The 16,009-nt window shown below is 44.2% G+C and carries 17 protein-coding genes; 5 read left to right on the top strand and 12 right to left on the bottom strand.

Annotated elements, in window-relative coordinates; translation table 11 throughout:
* Window positions 1–3 precede the first annotated feature (3 nt).
* Both lptG and lptF read right to left on the bottom strand, forming a co-directional pair.
* The gene (lptG, locus tag EXT48_RS13615; protein WP_088531502.1) at window positions 4–1,071 is read right to left on the bottom strand and encodes an LPS export ABC transporter permease LptG; all 1,068 of its coding nucleotides are present in this window, start codon (window positions 1,069–1,071) and stop codon (window positions 4–6) included.
* The gene (lptF, locus tag EXT48_RS13620) at window positions 1,068–2,180 is read right to left on the bottom strand and encodes an LPS export ABC transporter permease LptF (protein WP_130164771.1); all 1,113 of its coding nucleotides are present in this window, start codon (window positions 2,178–2,180) and stop codon (window positions 1,068–1,070) included. The genes lptG and lptF overlap by 4 nt, the downstream gene beginning before the upstream one ends.
* Before the next feature lie 196 nt (window positions 2,181–2,376).
* Here lptF and pepA point away from each other — a divergent pair, with 196 nt between their 5' ends.
* The 3 genes from pepA to EXT48_RS13635 all read left to right on the top strand — a co-directional run bounded on the left by pepA (window position 2,377) and on the right by EXT48_RS13635 (window position 7,595).
* On the top strand, window positions 2,377–3,888 hold the full coding sequence (pepA, locus tag EXT48_RS13625) for a leucyl aminopeptidase (protein ID WP_010377415.1): 1,512 nt from the start codon (window positions 2,377–2,379) through the stop codon (window positions 3,886–3,888).
* Window positions 3,889–4,278: 390 nt separating this feature from the next.
* Window positions 4,279–4,725: a DNA polymerase III subunit chi gene (locus EXT48_RS13630; protein ID WP_010377414.1), complete on the top strand. Its 447-nt coding sequence runs from the start codon at window positions 4,279–4,281 to the stop codon at window positions 4,723–4,725.
* 20 nt (window positions 4,726–4,745) lie between these two features.
* A complete protein-coding gene (locus EXT48_RS13635; protein ID WP_130164772.1) occupies window positions 4,746–7,595 on the top strand; it encodes a valine--tRNA ligase in 2,850 nt (949 codons plus the stop codon).
* Between the two features lie 86 nt (window positions 7,596–7,681).
* Here the strand turns inward: EXT48_RS13635 and rpoS are convergent, their stop codons facing one another.
* The 10 genes from rpoS to EXT48_RS13685 all read right to left on the bottom strand — a co-directional run bounded on the left by rpoS (window position 7,682) and on the right by EXT48_RS13685 (window position 14,806).
* The gene (rpoS, locus tag EXT48_RS13640) at window positions 7,682–8,662 is read right to left on the bottom strand and encodes an RNA polymerase sigma factor RpoS (protein WP_017217021.1); all 981 of its coding nucleotides are present in this window, start codon (window positions 8,660–8,662) and stop codon (window positions 7,682–7,684) included.
* A 63-nt stretch (window positions 8,663–8,725) separates the two neighbouring features.
* Window positions 8,726–9,547 (bottom strand): peptidoglycan DD-metalloendopeptidase family protein, encoded by an 822-nt coding sequence (locus tag EXT48_RS13645; RefSeq protein WP_130164773.1) that lies wholly within the window; start codon window positions 9,545–9,547, stop codon window positions 8,726–8,728.
* A 124-nt stretch (window positions 9,548–9,671) separates the two neighbouring features.
* On the bottom strand, window positions 9,672–10,310 hold the full coding sequence (locus tag EXT48_RS13650; RefSeq protein WP_039494434.1) for a protein-L-isoaspartate(D-aspartate) O-methyltransferase: 639 nt from the start codon (window positions 10,308–10,310) through the stop codon (window positions 9,672–9,674).
* A gap of 9 nt (window positions 10,311–10,319) precedes the next feature.
* Window positions 10,320–11,060: a 5'/3'-nucleotidase SurE gene (gene surE, locus EXT48_RS13655; protein WP_010377409.1), complete on the bottom strand. Its 741-nt coding sequence runs from the start codon at window positions 11,058–11,060 to the stop codon at window positions 10,320–10,322.
* A 35-nt stretch (window positions 11,061–11,095) separates the two neighbouring features.
* Window positions 11,096–12,133, bottom strand: a complete 1,038-nt coding sequence (truD, locus tag EXT48_RS13660) for a tRNA pseudouridine(13) synthase TruD (RefSeq protein ID WP_130164774.1) — start codon at window positions 12,131–12,133, stop codon at window positions 11,096–11,098.
* Window positions 12,130–12,606, bottom strand: coding sequence for a 2-C-methyl-D-erythritol 2,4-cyclodiphosphate synthase (gene ispF / locus EXT48_RS13665; RefSeq protein WP_130164775.1), 477 nt, complete (start codon window positions 12,604–12,606; stop codon window positions 12,130–12,132). Before ispF ends, truD begins: the two co-directional genes overlap by 4 nt.
* On the bottom strand, window positions 12,599–13,297 hold the full coding sequence (gene ispD / locus EXT48_RS13670; RefSeq protein WP_130126822.1) for a 2-C-methyl-D-erythritol 4-phosphate cytidylyltransferase: 699 nt from the start codon (window positions 13,295–13,297) through the stop codon (window positions 12,599–12,601). Before ispD ends, ispF begins: the two co-directional genes overlap by 8 nt.
* Window positions 13,281–13,574 (bottom strand): cell division protein FtsB, encoded by a 294-nt coding sequence (gene ftsB, locus EXT48_RS13675; protein ID WP_010377404.1) that lies wholly within the window; start codon window positions 13,572–13,574, stop codon window positions 13,281–13,283. The genes ispD and ftsB overlap by 17 nt, the downstream gene beginning before the upstream one ends.
* 32 nt (window positions 13,575–13,606) lie before the next feature.
* Complete coding sequence (locus EXT48_RS13680) at window positions 13,607–14,251, bottom strand: hypothetical protein (RefSeq protein ID WP_205991262.1); 645 nt, start codon at window positions 14,249–14,251, stop codon at window positions 13,607–13,609.
* Between the two features lie 84 nt (window positions 14,252–14,335).
* Window positions 14,336–14,806 carry a DUF2947 domain-containing protein gene (locus EXT48_RS13685; RefSeq protein WP_130164776.1) on the bottom strand — a complete coding sequence of 157 codons (471 nt, stop codon included), beginning with the start codon at window positions 14,804–14,806 and terminating at the stop codon, window positions 14,336–14,338.
* An 84-nt stretch (window positions 14,807–14,890) separates the two neighbouring features.
* On the opposite strand from EXT48_RS13685, the gene EXT48_RS13690 reads away from it, so the two are divergent.
* A complete protein-coding gene (locus tag EXT48_RS13690) occupies window positions 14,891–15,127 on the top strand; it encodes a DUF1653 domain-containing protein (RefSeq protein ID WP_010377401.1) in 237 nt (78 codons plus the stop codon).
* A gap of 43 nt (window positions 15,128–15,170) precedes the next feature.
* Window positions 15,171–16,007, top strand: a complete 837-nt coding sequence (locus EXT48_RS13695) for a MoxR family ATPase (protein ID WP_088531513.1) — start codon at window positions 15,171–15,173, stop codon at window positions 16,005–16,007.
* Window positions 16,008–16,009 lie beyond the last annotated feature (2 nt).

The following is a 16,009-nucleotide window of genomic DNA, read 5'->3' on the forward strand; positions in this document are numbered from 1 at the left end:
ACGTTAATTTTGTTTCTTCAGCAGATGGATAGCCAATCCAATAAATAACAAGCTTGGCATTAACGCACCAACCACCGGTGGAACTTGATATACCATCACGATAGGGCCAAAAATTTCATTACTCAGATGGAAAGCTAAGCCTGTTACCACGCCCATAATAATCCGCGCGCCCATGCTCACCGTCCTCAATGGCCCGAAGATAAATGACAAAGCCACCAGCAGCATTACCCCAATCGTCAGCGGCTGCATCACCTTACGCCACAGCGCGAGTTCATAGCTACTTGAATCTTGCTCATTTTGCTTTAGATAAGCGAGAAATGACCATAACCCTGTAAAAGACAAAGCATCGGGCTCTATCGATACAACACCTAGCCTGTCTTCACTTAATTCAGACTCGTAGAGCATTGATTTTGAATAATGCGTTGTAATTTGCTGTTGATCGATATGCACTTCTTCCACATCTTGCAATTGCCAGCCATTAGACATGCTTTGCGCCGACTGAGCGCGTACGATTTTTGCCAGTGTTAGTGAGTCATCGAAATAATAGATTGCGATATCTTTAAGCTTACCGTTTTTTTCAACATTACCAATGTTAATAAAATTGCCGCCATCTTTCGCCCAAACACCACGCTGAGCACTGTAGACTTCACCGCCATAAATTGCTTCGTTTTTTAACCGTTTTGCGGTTTGTTCCGCTTTTGGTGCGCCCCACTCCCCAAGCGCCATCATCAGTAGCGCCAGCACCACTGCCGTTTTCATCACCGACATAATAATTTGAAAACGCGACCACCCAGCCGCTTGCATAACAATTAGTTCACTGCTTGAGGCAAGTGCACCAAGGCCAATCAGACCACCAATCAACGCAGCCATCGGGAAAAATACAACAATATCGCTTGGCATGCTGTAAATGGTATAGAGCATGGCGCCAAGTAAATCATAGCTGCCACGACCAACCGAGCGTAATTGCTCAATAAACTTTATAAGCGTATTGATCCCCACAAAAACTAATAGCGCGAAACCTGTGGTTTGTAAGATGCTACGCCCTAAATACCAATCTAGCGTCTTCATCATACCACCGTCTCCCGTTTCATAAATACCGAGCGAACCCACACACCAAAAGGTCTTCCTTTCGCAATTAAATAAACGCCAATAAAGAGCACACTTAAATGGATCCACCAGAGACCGACTGAGGCTGGTACTTTTTCTTCAGCTAACAGAAACTTGCCTGCATTGAGTAAAATAAAATAACCCAAATATAGCGTAATTGCTGGCACGAGCTTAGCGAACTTGCCTTGTCTTGGGTTAACCACACTCAGTGGCACAGCCAATAGAGTGAGTAACAAAATGGAAATAGGCACCGACAATCGCAACTGAAATTGCGCTTTTGCTTCTGGCGTATCCATTTCAAGTAACTGTAAGCTTGGAATGGCCTCTAATTTACGGCGCTGGTGTTCAATTTCTTGTTCTTTAATTTGCACTTGATAAGTACCAAATTCAGTGCGATTAAGTGCTTGGCTGAAGCCATCAGTCTCGTAACGCTTACCTTCATGAAGGAGTAGTTGCTGCTCACCACTATCAAGCTCAATCACTTCTCCTTTTTGCGCATACACTAAACGAGCGGCTTGATTTGAGTCCTTCTCGGGCAATTGCGCGACAAACACTTTGTCTAATTCGCGGCCTTGTTCGCTAATGCCGTGAACAAATACCACCGCTTTTTCATTGCCCGTTTGCTGAAATCTACCGGCTCTAAGAGTAGATAGCCCCGATTCCGCATCGGCTTGCTCTCTTAATTGATACTCTTTTTCACTCGCCCAAGGTGCAATATACATACTCACACAAGCGGCCAGTAATGCAAAAAATACACTAGAGACTAAAGTCACCCTAACCACATACCACTCACTGACCCCGCAGGCGCGCAGTACCGTCATTTCACTGTCGGCGTAGATGCGACTATAGGCTAAAATGATCCCAAGAAAGAGACTAAGCGGTAAAATATAACCGGCCAACTGTGGCAGTTTTAACGCAAGCATAGCAAGTACTAACTTACCCGGTATACTCCCTTCAGACGCTGAGCTCAGAATGAGTACAAACTTTTGTGACAAAAATATTGTCATTAAGGTGAGAAAAACCGCAACCTGAGATTTTAGTACTTCACCCGTTAAATAGCGGAAAATAAGCAATGTTCGTCCCTATAAAACGTCTTGTTTCACTGGAATAGTGGGAAAAATTGAGTAAACTGATTATTTTAGTCACTTTATTATATGTCAATGCGCCGGAATATCCTACCTAAGGTTAAAGCATATTCATGACTTTAATGTAGGAAAGTGTGTTGGCGTAAAAAGTTCAAAATGACATGACAAAGACTCAGGAGTCGCAATGGAATTCAGCGTTAAAAGTGGTAGTCCAGAGAAACAGCGTAGCGCATGTATTGTTGTAGGTGTATACGAGCCACGCCGTCTCTCACCAATTGGTGAACAGCTGGATAAAATAAGCGAAGGCTATATCTCAAATTTACTCAGACGTGGTGATCTTGAAGGCAAACCAGGACAAGTTCTACTTCTTCATCATGTACCAAATGTACTAAGCGAACGCGTTTTGTTGGTGGGTTGTGGTAAGGAAAGAGAGCTCGATGATAAACAATACAAACAAATCATCTCTAAGACCATCAATACGTTAAATGAAACTGGCTCAATGGAAGCGGTATGTTTTCTGACCGAGCAACATGTTAAGGGCCGTGATACTTACTGGAAAGTTCGCCAAGCGGTCGAAACCACGCAAGATTGCCTGTATACCTTTAATCAACTAAAAAGCAAAAAGAGTGAGGCTAGACGCCCGCTACGTAAAATCGTTTTTAACGTACCAACGCGTCGTGAATTAACAATCGGTGAAAGTGCGATTGAGCACGGTCTTGCTATCGCCGCTGGCAGTAAGCTATGTAAAGATGTTGCGAATATGCCACCAAATATCTGTAACCCTCGTTATTTGGGCGAGCAAGCACAACAGTTGGCTGAAGACTTTGATAACGTTACCGTAAACCTTGTTGGTGAACAAGAAATGGAAGAGCTGGGTATGCACTCATACCTAGCAGTTGGCCGTGGTAGTCGCAACGAGTCAGTGATGTCGGTTATCCACTATAACGGTGGTGACGAAGGCCAAGCACCAATCGTATTCGTGGGTAAAGGCTTAACATTTGACTCGGGTGGTATTTCTATCAAGCCTGGCGAAGCGATGGATGAAATGAAATACGACATGGGCGGAGCCGCAGGCGTACTTGGTTTAATGCGAGCTGTCGTACAAATGCAACTGCCACTTAATGTAATTGGTGTTTTAGCTGGCTGCGAAAATATGCCAGGGGGCGATGCTTACCGTCCGGGCGATATTTTAACCACTATGTCCGGTCAAACCGTTGAAGTACTCAATACCGATGCCGAAGGCCGCTTAGTACTGTGCGATGCGCTAACTTACGTTGAAGCATTCGAGCCAGAAACCGTTGTCGATGTTGCGACATTAACGGGGGCATGTATCGTTGCACTTGGTAGCCATGCGACAGGTTTATTATCTAACCATAACCCGCTTGCCCATGATTTGCTAAAAGCGTCAGAACAAAGTGGCGACAGAGCGTGGCAACTGCCGCTTTGGGATGATTATCAAGAACAACTTGAAAGCCCATTTGCTGACTTTACGAACTTAGGTGGTCGCGCAGCTGGCACAATTACAGCCGCGTGTTTCTTGTCTAAATTTACGAAAAAGTACAACTGGGCGCATTTAGACATCGCAGGTACGGCATGGCGCAGCGGCAAGAACAAAGGCGCTACAGGTCGTCCTGTGCCTATGCTGATGCAATATTTACTTAACCGCGCCAATATCACGGACGCACAGCAAGACTAATAGTCTGGTCGCGACACTTAACAAGCATAAGTCGCGACATAAAGTCGCTGCTACACAAGGTTAATCCAAACCGTAGCAGCGGGTTTACCCCGCGACTATATCCCGCACCAAATTAACACTACAAAGCAACTAAACCACCTCAGCAAGCGCTCCTCACCACTTGCCATATTTTATTCTTCTTCTCTTGCTTCTTGATTGATGGTATTGCCTTTATATGGCAGAATACAGGCTTATTTATGTGCATTTAAGTGGCGCTATAATTAGTTTTAAACTAAGCCGCGCATACTGATTTTCTTCGTCTACGCTATCACGGTAAACAAGATTACAGATATTGAGCAGCTGTGGAGCCTGTGGCAAACCTCAGTACTCCTCGCAATTGGTATTATTATCATGACTATCAAAGCGCGCTTTTACGTGTTAAAACAAAACGATGAGCCGGGGATTAGCGTTCCGGCTCATTTTGATCTGGCAGCACAAACTGCGGCGAGCTTATATCAAGCTGGACACCGTATCTTTGTTAACGTCGATAATACTGACGACGCTCATTTATTTGATGAGCACCTTTGGTGTTTTGACGCAGACAGGTTTGTGCCCCACAACTTACAAGGCGAAGGCCCCAAAGGCGGCGCACCAGTGGAAATTGGCACTATGCCTCCTGCTGCTCGTCGCCCCGTGCTCATTAATTTAGCTCGGGTCGTCCCTGACTTTATTCGTCGCTTTGAACAGGTGATAGATTTTGTGCCTGTTGAAGCCAGCGCTAAGCAAGCCGCACGAGAACGCTTTAAGCAACTTCGTGCACTTGGCGCAACAATTTCCACTGAAGACATTGAGAAATAGCATTTTTAGGGTTCTGTGTAATGGATAAAACCTACAATCCACAAGATATTGAACAGTCTTTGTACCAAGACTGGGAGTCAAATGGCTACTTTAAGCCATCAGGCAATGGTGACGCATATTCGATTATGATCCCACCGCCGAATGTCACAGGTAGTCTACACATGGGCCACGCGTTCCAAGACACTATCATGGACACTTTGATCCGCTATCAGCGTATGAAGGGCAAAAACACGCTATGGCAAGTGGGTACTGACCACGCTGGTATCGCCACTCAGATGGTGGTTGAGCGCAAGCTTGCAGCCGAAGAAGGTAAATCACGCCATGATTTAGGCCGTGACGAATTCATCAATAAAATCTGGGAATGGAAAGAGCAATCAGGTGGCACAATCACCAAACAGTTACGCCGTTTAGGTGCGTCTGTAGATTGGGATAGAGAACGCTTTACGATGGATGACGGCCTGTCTGAAGCGGTAAAAGAAGTATTCGTTCGCCTATATCAAGATGACTTAATCTACCGTGGTAAGCGTCTAGTTAACTGGGATCCTAAATTACACACTGCGATTTCTGATTTAGAAGTTGAGAATAAAGACAAGCAGGGTCATATGTGGAATTTGCGCTATCCACTTGCGGATGGCGTAACCACTAAAGATGGTAAAGACTACATTATCGTAGCAACCACTCGTCCAGAAACCATGCTTGGTGACACTGGCGTTGCAGTAAACCCGGATGATGAACGTTACCAAGACTTAATTGGTAAAGAAATTCTACTTCCTATCGTCAACCGTCGCATTCCTATCGTTGCTGATGAACATGCAGATATGGAAAAAGGCACCGGCTGCGTAAAAATCACGCCAGCACACGACTTTAACGATAACGAAGTTGGTAAGCGCCATGAGCTGCCAATGATCAACGTGTTCAACAAAGACGCAGCAGTTCTGAATACGGGTGAGTGCTTTACTTTTGATGGTAAGCCACTTGAAGCGATGGACGCACCAATTCCAGAGCGTTTCCACGGCCTTGACCGTTTCGATGCGCGTAAGCAAATCGTTGACGAGTTTGAGCAGCTTGGTCTACTTGAGAAAATCGACGATCACAGTCTAACCGTTCCTTACGGCGACCGCTCTGGCGTAGTTATCGAGCCATTACTTACCGATCAGTGGTATGTTCGCGTTGCTCCTCTTGCAGAGCCTGCGGTAAAAGCGGTAGAAGATGGCGATATTCAATTTGTACCTAAGCAATACGAGAACATGTACTTCTCTTGGATGCGTGATGTCCAAGACTGGTGTATTTCCCGTCAACTTTGGTGGGGCCACAGGATCCCGGCATGGTATGACAGCGAAGGTAATGTATATGTTGGTCGTGACGAAGCTGAAGTTCGTCAAAACCATAACCTGGATGCGAGCGTAACGCTGACCCAAGATGAAGACGTACTAGACACTTGGTTCTCTTCTGCACTGTGGACTTTCTCAACGTTAGGTTGGCCTGAAAACACGGAAGATCTAAAGGTATTCCACCCTTCAGATACCTTGGTTACTGGTTTCGACATTATCTTCTTCTGGGTAGCTCGCATGATCATGATGACCATGCATTTCATCAAAGATGAAGATGGTAAACCTCAAGTTCCATTTAAGACCGTTTATGTGACTGGCCTTATTCGCGATGAAAATGGCGATAAGATGTCTAAGTCAAAAGGTAACGTGTTAGATCCACTAGACATGATTGACGGTATCGATCTTGAGAGCCTAGTGACTAAACGTACTGGCAACATGATGCAACCACAGCTTGCGGCAAAAATCGAAAAGAATACGCGCAAAACATTTGTCGATGGTATTGAAGCACACGGTACTGATGCATTGCGTTTCACTCTTGCAGCAATGGCGTCAACGGGACGTGATATCAACTGGGATATGAACCGTCTTGAAGGTTACCGTAACTTCTGTAACAAGCTTTGGAATGCTAGCCGTTATGTATTGATGAACACAGAAGAACAAGACTGTGGCTTCAACGATAACGAAAAAGTGTATTCTCTAGCGGACCGTTGGATTTTAGGTCAATTCCAAAATACAGTTAAGGTGTTCTCTGAGCACTTGGATAACTATCGCTTTGACCTTGCGGCAAACACTATTTATGAGTTCACATGGAACCAATTCTGCGACTGGTATCTAGAGCTAACTAAGCCAATTCTATTTAAAGGCAATGAAGCGCAGCAGCGTGGTACACGCCATACGCTTATCACTGTATTGGAAGGCTTACTTCGTTTGATGCACCCACTAATGCCTTATATTACAGAGACAATTTGGCAACGTGTAGCACCAATCGCAGGTGTCGAAGCGAAGACGATTATGCTTGAAGCGTTCCCAGTATTCGACGAAAGCAAAGTTGATGCGCAAGCGATGGCAGACCTTGAGTGGGTGAAGCAGTTTATTATTGCTATCCGTAACATTCGTGGTGAAATGGACATCAGTCCAAGCAAACCGTTAAACGTGTTACTTACTGGTGCAAGCGAAGATGACAAACGTCGTCTAGAAGAAAACCAAGCTTTCTTAAGCGCTCTGGCAAAACTGGAAACGGTAGACTTACTTGCAAGCAAAGACGAAGCACCAGCTTGTGCGACTGCGTTTATCGGTGACCTTGAAATCATGATCCCAATGGCAGGTTTGATTGATGTAGAAGCAGAACTTGCGCGTATTGCTAAGCAGCTTGAAAAAGCAGAAAAAGGTCTTGAGCAGGTTGAAAAGAAACTCGCAAACGAAAAGTTTGTAAGTAACGCACCTGAAGCAGTACTTGCTAAAGAGAAAGCAAAATTAGCTGAGTTTAGCGATGCAAAAACGAAGCTACTTGAACAAAAAGCAAAGATAGAAAGCTTGTAATCGCTTTCTATCTTTGCTGGTTTTATACATTTCAAGAATTAAAAAAGCCGCATATTGCGGCTTTTTAATGAGCAAATTGGTATGATTTACTGTTGCTCAAATAGGCTATCTGTACTTAACCCTTCGTGTTGTAAAATGTCTTTTAAGCGTCTCAACGCCTCAACTTGAATTTGTCTTACACGCTCTCTCGTTAGCCCAATTTCGCGGCCAACATCCTCAAGCGTAGATGGCTCATAACCAAGCAAACCAAAGCGTCTCGCGAGCACTTCTCGCTGTTTTGGGTTTAACTCTCCCAGCCAATCAACAATGTGTTTGTTAATATCGTTGCTCTGCACTTCGGTTTCTGGACCACCGCCCTTTTCATCCGCGATAATATCGAGCAGTGCTTTGTCATTTTCACCACCAATAGGCGTATCAACCGAAGTGATCCTTTCGTTTAGACGGAGCATTTTACTGACTTCTTCGACGGGTTTGTCGAGACATTCAGCGATTTCTTCAGCGGTAGGTTCATGATCCAGCTTTTGTGTCAATTCACGTGCTGTACGTAGGTAAACATTGAGCTCTTTAACAACATGAATAGGCAAACGAATGGTACGAGTTTGGTTCATGATCGCACGTTCGATAGTTTGACGGATCCACCAAGTTGCATATGTAGAAAATCTAAATCCACGTTCTGGATCAAACTTTTCCACCGCCCGGATCAGGCCTAAGTTACCTTCTTCAATGAGGTCAAGTAATGCCAAACCACGGTTGTTATAACGACGAGCGATTTTAACCACTAATCTCAAGTTACTCTCTATCATCCGTTTACGTGAGGCTTCGCACCCCTTTAACGCTTTACGCGCAAAGTAAACTTCTTCTTCTGCACTGAGCAGTGGGGAAAATCCAATTTCACCTAAATAGAGTTGAGTAGCATCTAAGTTTTTAACCACTTCTTCTTTGGCAAAAACTTCTTCGTCGTCTTCGAGGTCTTCAAGTAATTCGTCTTTCGGTTCGTCAATATTATCATCTTCGAACTTGTCTAACTCTGGAGTAGATTTTGTAGGTAATTTTGCAGTGTGAGCCATAAGTATTCTCCCCAAGCGAATAAAAGTAAGGGTACTCGAACCAATCGATGTACTCGCATTACTTTATGGCAAGTATTTTGCCGGGTTTACAGCTTGACCTTTAAAACGGATCTCAAACCTAAGCGCCGTCTTAGAAGCATCTGTACTACCCATTTCGGCAATTTTTTCCCCAACTTTAACTTTTTGCTGTTCTCTGACGAGTAACTTAGCGTTGTGGGCATACGCACTTAGATAATCATCCGTATGTTTCAGAATGATTAAATTACCATACCCACGCAACGCACTCCCTGCATATACAACTACACCGCCAGCAGCAGCCTTAACTGAAGTACCTGGTTTATTAGAGATCTCCAATCCCTTATAACCATTCTCTTTAACAGAGAAGTGACGAGTCACTTTACCTTCAGCAGGCCATTTCCATAGTACCTTATTATTATACAAAGCCTTGGTACTACTAGATTTTTGTGTGGCTTGTCTTTGAACATACTCTCGTTGATTTGGCTTATCAAGCTCTTTTTTGGGGCTTTTGTTACTTTTTTGTTTTAAAGACTGAGACTTGTGGTTTACTTTCGTGTATTTTGTGTTCTTTTTGTTTTTATTTTTGGGATATTCTAGACGAATGATCTGATTGGGGTAGATCGTGTACGGAGGCTTAATTTTATTGATTTTCGCGAGCGTTCTTACATCTTTGTTCGCGCTAAATGCAATTGCAAATAAAGTATCGCCTTTTTTTACTTTGTAACTGCTTCCGTTAATATTAATTTTATGTGACGAAGTGGTCTTACCAGAATATAAAGTCGTTACAGGCGCAGGCGTATGATTCGATGAGCAGGCAACAAGCAGGCCGCTTAAACAAATCGATATGATGACCTGAGACTTGTACATTACTTATATTTTCCAGTGCTACTATCAACGACTATCATATCAATCTAACTTAATTTTGCTTGGTTTTCACATTCTACTGGAAAAAATAGTTATATTTTATGGAGTTGTTTGTAAAGCTACAAAATTAACCGACTTCGCCAGCGACTAAAGGCACAAAGCGTACAGGTGCGAGGGCGTGACGAATAAACTGCTCCCCTTGTTTAACAAACAAGGTGAGTGTTTGCGCTTCAACCCCGATGGGAATGACCATAGCACCGCCATCTTCTAGTTGCGCCAATAGCTCATCTGGCACTGATTGTGCTGCGGCAGTAACAATGATCCCTGCAAAAGGCGCTTTTGACGCCCAGCCTTTCCAACCGTCTCCATGTTTCATCGTCACATTATATAAATCCAGCAAATGCAGCCTTCTGCGCGCTTGCCACTGCAGTGACTTGATCCGTTCAATGCTAAAGACCTGTTCAAACACTTGCGCGAGTACTGCGGTCTGATAACCAGAGCCCGTCCCCACTTCCAAAATACGCCCTTTAACACCTACTTGTTTTAACACTTCGGTCATTTTTGCAACGATAAAAGGTTGCGATATTGTTTGTCCTTGTCCGATAGGAAGAGCTGTATTTTCATATGACTTATGTTTAAGCACTTCATCGACAAACATATGTCTAGGCGTGTTAGCGATGGCGTTAAGTACCACTTCATCCTCTACGCCTTGCTGTTTTAGCAGTTCCACTAGCGCATTAGCGCTGCCCTGATAATTACTCAGCACATACGCCTCTTAAGATAACCAGCTCGCCACAGCATCTAAGCTCTCGTAAGCCGTCATATCCACCTTGAGTGGTGTGATAGCGGCATAACCGTTGTTTACAGCATGAAAATCCGTGCCTTCACCAGCGTCACTTTCATGACCTAAGGTGCCATACCAATACACACTTCGGCCCCATGGGTCGATTTGTTCGGTCATGGTATCCGCTTTATGACGTGAGCCTAGTCGAGTGACTTTAATCCCTTTTAAGTCACTTAATGGAATATCAGGGACGTTGATATTAATGATTTGGTCTTTTGGTAGCGGATGGTTTGCAAGCTTTTTAATGATCTCTACCGTGACATGTGCTGCAGTTTCATAATGGGCTTCATTTTTAGAGCAAAGAGAAACGGCAATCGCAGGTAAGCCCACATGTCGACCTTCAGTGGCCGCCGCAACAGTACCTGAGTACAGCGTATCATCGCCAAGGTTAGCGCCATTGTTGATCCCTGCAACGACTAAATCTGGCAATTCATCCATCAGTTTGTTCACTCCAAGGTGAACACAATCGGTTGGCGTGCCATTCACGGAGATAAAACCATTATCTAGCGTAGTTGCTCTGAGTGGGTTTAATAAGGTTAACGAGTTACTCGCACCGCTACAATTTCTATCTGGACCAATGACGGTTACGTCCGCGATTTGTGATAACGCTTGATACAAGATAGCAATGCCCTTGGCGTGAACACCATCGTCATTACTCAATAGGATCTTCATATTTCACCTCTTTTTCTTGTTAGACAATGAGTATCTCACTGCTGTATCGACTCTTCATGTTTATTAAACTTTTTACTGGCATCTTTATGATTAACAAGCTCTCTGAGCAGCGCCGTGGCAAAAGTTCCTTTTGGTAAACTGAATTCAAGGGTGAGCGTACTGTCGTCAGCCATACTCACCTTAAGCGCTTCGGGTATTAATCTAAGCGCTCTACGCTCATTTTTCATCCCAAATTCAGCCAACCCTTCGTGCCATTTAGCGAAAGGAGCCAACCATTCACGCTCTTGCGGCAATAATCCCTTTTCACCTTTACCAACCAATGGCGCCGAAAGCAAAATATCGCCATTCAGTAACCGCTCGATGAGTTCGCAATCAATCTCTGAGTCAAAAAAGGCGTTACTACCGCTCAGTAAAAAGATTTCACGGTGCCAAGTCGTTGCCAAACCATGCTCTGCCACGCGGCGACTGACGACTTCGTTGAACAGATGAGAGCGAGCGGCTGAAAGCACTAGCCCTCGGAGCTTTTTATCGCGGATCTTTTCACCGTCAAATAACCTATCTGCCATGGCTAAGTTGTGGCCATCATGACCAAAACGTTGTTCTCCAAAATAATTAGGAACCCCTTGGCGTACAGCATTAATACGCGACAGAATATCAAGTGGAGCAGTCACGTTTCTGAGGGTAATGGCAAAGCGATTGCCCTTGTGACAACCTGTTTTTAACTTTCGATTGTGCCGTATTTGCTGCACCACAAAAATAGAGTCACTATTTAATGCACTAAAATCTAACGACTTTTTAATTGCCACCGGCACGCTAAACCACTGCGTACATACGCCGTGTCTGTCTTTAATTCCTGCATAGCTGACATCTCGCGGTGAGATTTGAGCAAATTCTGCAAGCTTTTTAGCGACAAAAGCGGTGTTTTCTCCCTTTTTTATGATCTGCAAGCAAACGTGCTCACCTTCGCCAGTAAAAGGAATATCTAAAATTTCTTCGACTCTAAAGTCTTCTGGTTGTGACTTATAATCGCCGTCAGATAACGGTTTACCATAAAGATAATTGAGTGTCTTCATGCTTTTACCAATAGCACCACAGCATGGCTTGAGATCCCTTCTTTACGTCCTTCAAAACCCAGTTTTTCAGTGGTAGTTGCTTTAACATTAACTTGGTCTAGCTGCGCTTCACAATCCGCAGCAAGGTTAGTGCGCATCGCATCAATATGTGGTCGCATCTTTGGTGCTTGTGCGACAATCGTGACGTCGACATTGCCTATTTTATAGCCAACCGCTTTTACTTGTTCCATCACGCGGCGTAATAAAATACGACTATCGATATTTTCAAATTCACTCGCGGTATCAGGAAAGTGCTTACCAATATCTCCCAACGCAAGTGCTCCCAACAAGGCATCACACAATGCATGAATTGCCACATCACCATCGGAGTGAGCAATAAAACCCTGTTCGTAAGGAATTTTTTCCCCACAAATAGTCAATGGGCCAGCTCCACCAAATTTATGAACATCAAATCCGTGGCCAATTCTAATCATGCTGTTTACCTTGTTGTTGAATTATAAACTCCGCCAGAGGTAAATCCTCCGGCGTCGTGATCTTAATGTTATCCGTACGCGCGGCAATGAGTTGGACGGGCTGATTTTGTAATTCCATTGCTGATGCTTCATCTGTGATATTTGCACCTTGAGAAAGTCCAAGCTCCAGCGCAGCCAATAACTCTTCATACCTAAACATTTGAGGCGTAAAAGCCTGCCATAACGACGCTCTAGGTACGGTCTCCTGTACCAACTCCGTACCGCGTTTGATGGTATCTTTAACCTTGGCAGCCAGTATGCCACCTTGCTGTTGGTTTATACATCGTGAAATCAGCTGATGAATATCGTCCAGTGCAACTAAAGGTCGAGCTGCATCATGAACTAACACCCAGTCAGGGCGACTTGGTGCCAATGCTTTTAGCGCCAATAAAACGGAGTCGGCACGTTCTTGTCCACCTTCGCAGTGGCTAAAACGACTATCAGGCAGCAACGCCGATGAAAAATATCCATCTTCTTTGGAAACGGCGACCATAAATTGACTGACGCACTCAAGTCCGGCTAGTTTTTCTAGTGTGTGTACTAAAATTGGTTTACCTAATAGTGGAATATATTGTTTAGGCATCTGCGCCTGCATACGACTGCCAACCCCAGCTGCGGGGATGACGACTGCAAGTTTATCGTTTCTTTTCATGAGGTACTTTCGGTAATACACGGATAAAAGTTTCGCCAGGCTTAATCATGCCGAGCTCATGACGAGCACGCTCCTCAACCCCTTCAAGGCCGAGTTTTAAATCGTCGATATCCGCTTTTAATAATTTATTTCGTTTACTGAGATTGGCATTGGTTTCTTGGTGCGATTTAACCACGGATTTTATCCGAGTGTAGTCCTCCACGCCGTTGTGGCCGAACCAAAGTCTGTACTGAATAAATAGCGCTAAAACCAACAGCGCTAACTGAAAAAATCGCATTGCTTAATCCAAACTTCTGTTTTTTGAGTCGATTAGGATAGTTGACTCATTTTTGTTTTTTGTACTTGTGGCCAATTAATTGAACTGGCAAGTAACATTTCTCTTAGCGTCAGTCTTCGTGGTACTACCGCCTTGCCAAAATACCAAGTATGGCCACAACAAGCCGCTGTCATTAACGCTTTCGTTGGTTTTAGCAATTGTACACGCGCTTCGTCGCTTGCTTGTAAGCTATTACCATTAACACTAAACCAGCCAAATTGGTTGCAGTGCAATTTGTCAGCCTCATTCACTTGGTCGACACTGTCGAGCCTTACGGTTGTCCCCGTCGAGTCTGCATATAGCACGGGAACCACCAGCCCCACTTTCACCTTAGTGGTAAAAAATGCTGCGTTGGCAGCGTCATCACATTTAGGCTGTGATTTTTGCTTTGCTAACCAACATCCATTGAAACTATCTAGCTCAAGCGGGACATCACCATGAATAATATGTGTGGCCGCGCGCTCAACATAATACGGCAGGCTGTTTAACAAACGCTGAAGGCGAGTATGATCGGAGAGTTCAGCAAGCTTCGGCAACTCTCTGGCATAAAATACGTTTACAAGCTCGGCAAATACAAGGCGAGATGCTTCGTCATACCAGATTGTATTTTGCTGTTGCTCCAAAACGCCTCCCGTCAATGCAATCTACTTTAGTAGACTGGTGTACATCCTTTATACACTAGCCATGTTTCAAATCAAAGCAAACTGCTCAGTTGTACTTGCTTACGGCTTGGTTCCTAATTTTGCTTGCCCCTCAGCCATAAATTGTACTACCGAACTGCGTTTTTTTCCTATTAAGAAACTACCGTCAGTCAAAAACATAAAGTTCTGCCAACATCGCTTAAACACGTCAAAACGGGTCTCGATCACATCATCTCGAGAGAGACAAAAATACACGGTGGTATTAGCTTGCCAATCAAGAAATTGCTCGATAGTTTCAGGAAATGCTTCTCCTGCTTCCCACGGCTGCTCCCAATTGAGGGTTTCTTGCCATGAGTCTGCTTTACCAACCCAGTCTGTTTTATCAAAGAAATCAGGGTGATCTTTTTCGTTGCTTACCATAGTGCTCCAAAGCACCGCAGCGCGCGCCGTTGACATTGGTTTTATCAATGCCAGGTCGGATTCTTCGATTGGAAGATCTTTATGTTTGAAAACCCAAGCTTTCTTATAATCGTCCAGCGCAATATAATTCATCTTTAAACACCTTCAGTCTTAATGGCACGGATTATAACATTTCAGTCCGTCACGTACGGCTTTTATTTTTTGGAGCTTGAATTAGTGGATATCACACCTGGAATTTACCGCCACTACAAAGGAAAATTATATCGAGTGCACGCCTTGGCAACGCACAGTGAAACGCAAGAGAAGCAAGTGGTTTATCAAACCCTATATGGAGATATGAGTTTTTGGGTTCGACCACTTGAAATGTTTTTAGAAGACGTTATGGTCGAAGGCGAAGCGGTGCCTCGCTTCACCTTAATCGAAACCGAAGCAGGGTTGGCAGCGAAAAGCTGATTGTGGCAAGATGAGCCAATCTCATCTGACCACAAGAAGTTGAATTATGTTTAAAGGTACTGATCAATATATTGCTACCTCTGCTCTACAACAGGCCGTGAATGCGGCCATCGTTTTAGAAAAACCACTCCTCATTAAAGGTGAACCTGGTACAGGCAAGACCTTACTTGCCGAAGAATTGGCAAAAAGTTTAGATACCGAACTAATCCAATGGCATATAAAGTCAACAACCAAAGCCCAGCAAGGCCTGTACGAATACGATGCGGTCTCGCGTTTACGCGACAGTCAACTTGGCGATCCTCGCGTTAATGACGTTGGCAATTACATCATCAAAGGTAAGCTGTGGCAGGCCTTTACCGCCACAAAACGCCCCGTTCTGCTGATTGATGAAATCGACAAAGCCGATATTGAGTTTCCCAATGATCTACTGTTAGAACTCGATAAAATGGAGTTTCACGTTTACGAAACTAACGAGCAAATAAAGGCAAAGGTGCGCCCCATCGTGATTATTACTTCAAATAATGAAAAAGAGCTACCAGATGCCTTTTTACGCCGCTGCTTTTTCCACTACATCGACTTTCCGAGCAAAGAAGAGATGCAGCAGATTGTAGACGTACATTTTCCACATATTAAAGCGAATTTAGTACAACGAGCACTCGAAAGCTTTTTCCAATTACGCGACACACCAAACCTAAAGAAAAAGCCAAGTACGAGTGAGCTACTCGACTGGTTAAAACTATTATTAGCGGAAGATATTTCCCCTGACGCGTTGCATGACAAATCTAACCAAGGTGGCCTAATGCCGTTATTTGGTGCGCTACTTAAAAACGAGCAAGATGTTTCTTTGGTTGAGAAACTCGCCTTTATGAGCCGCCGCTGATC

Source organism: Pseudoalteromonas sp. CO348 (assembly GCF_004208845.1).
GTDB lineage: Bacteria > Pseudomonadota > Gammaproteobacteria > Enterobacterales > Alteromonadaceae > Pseudoalteromonas > Pseudoalteromonas maricaloris.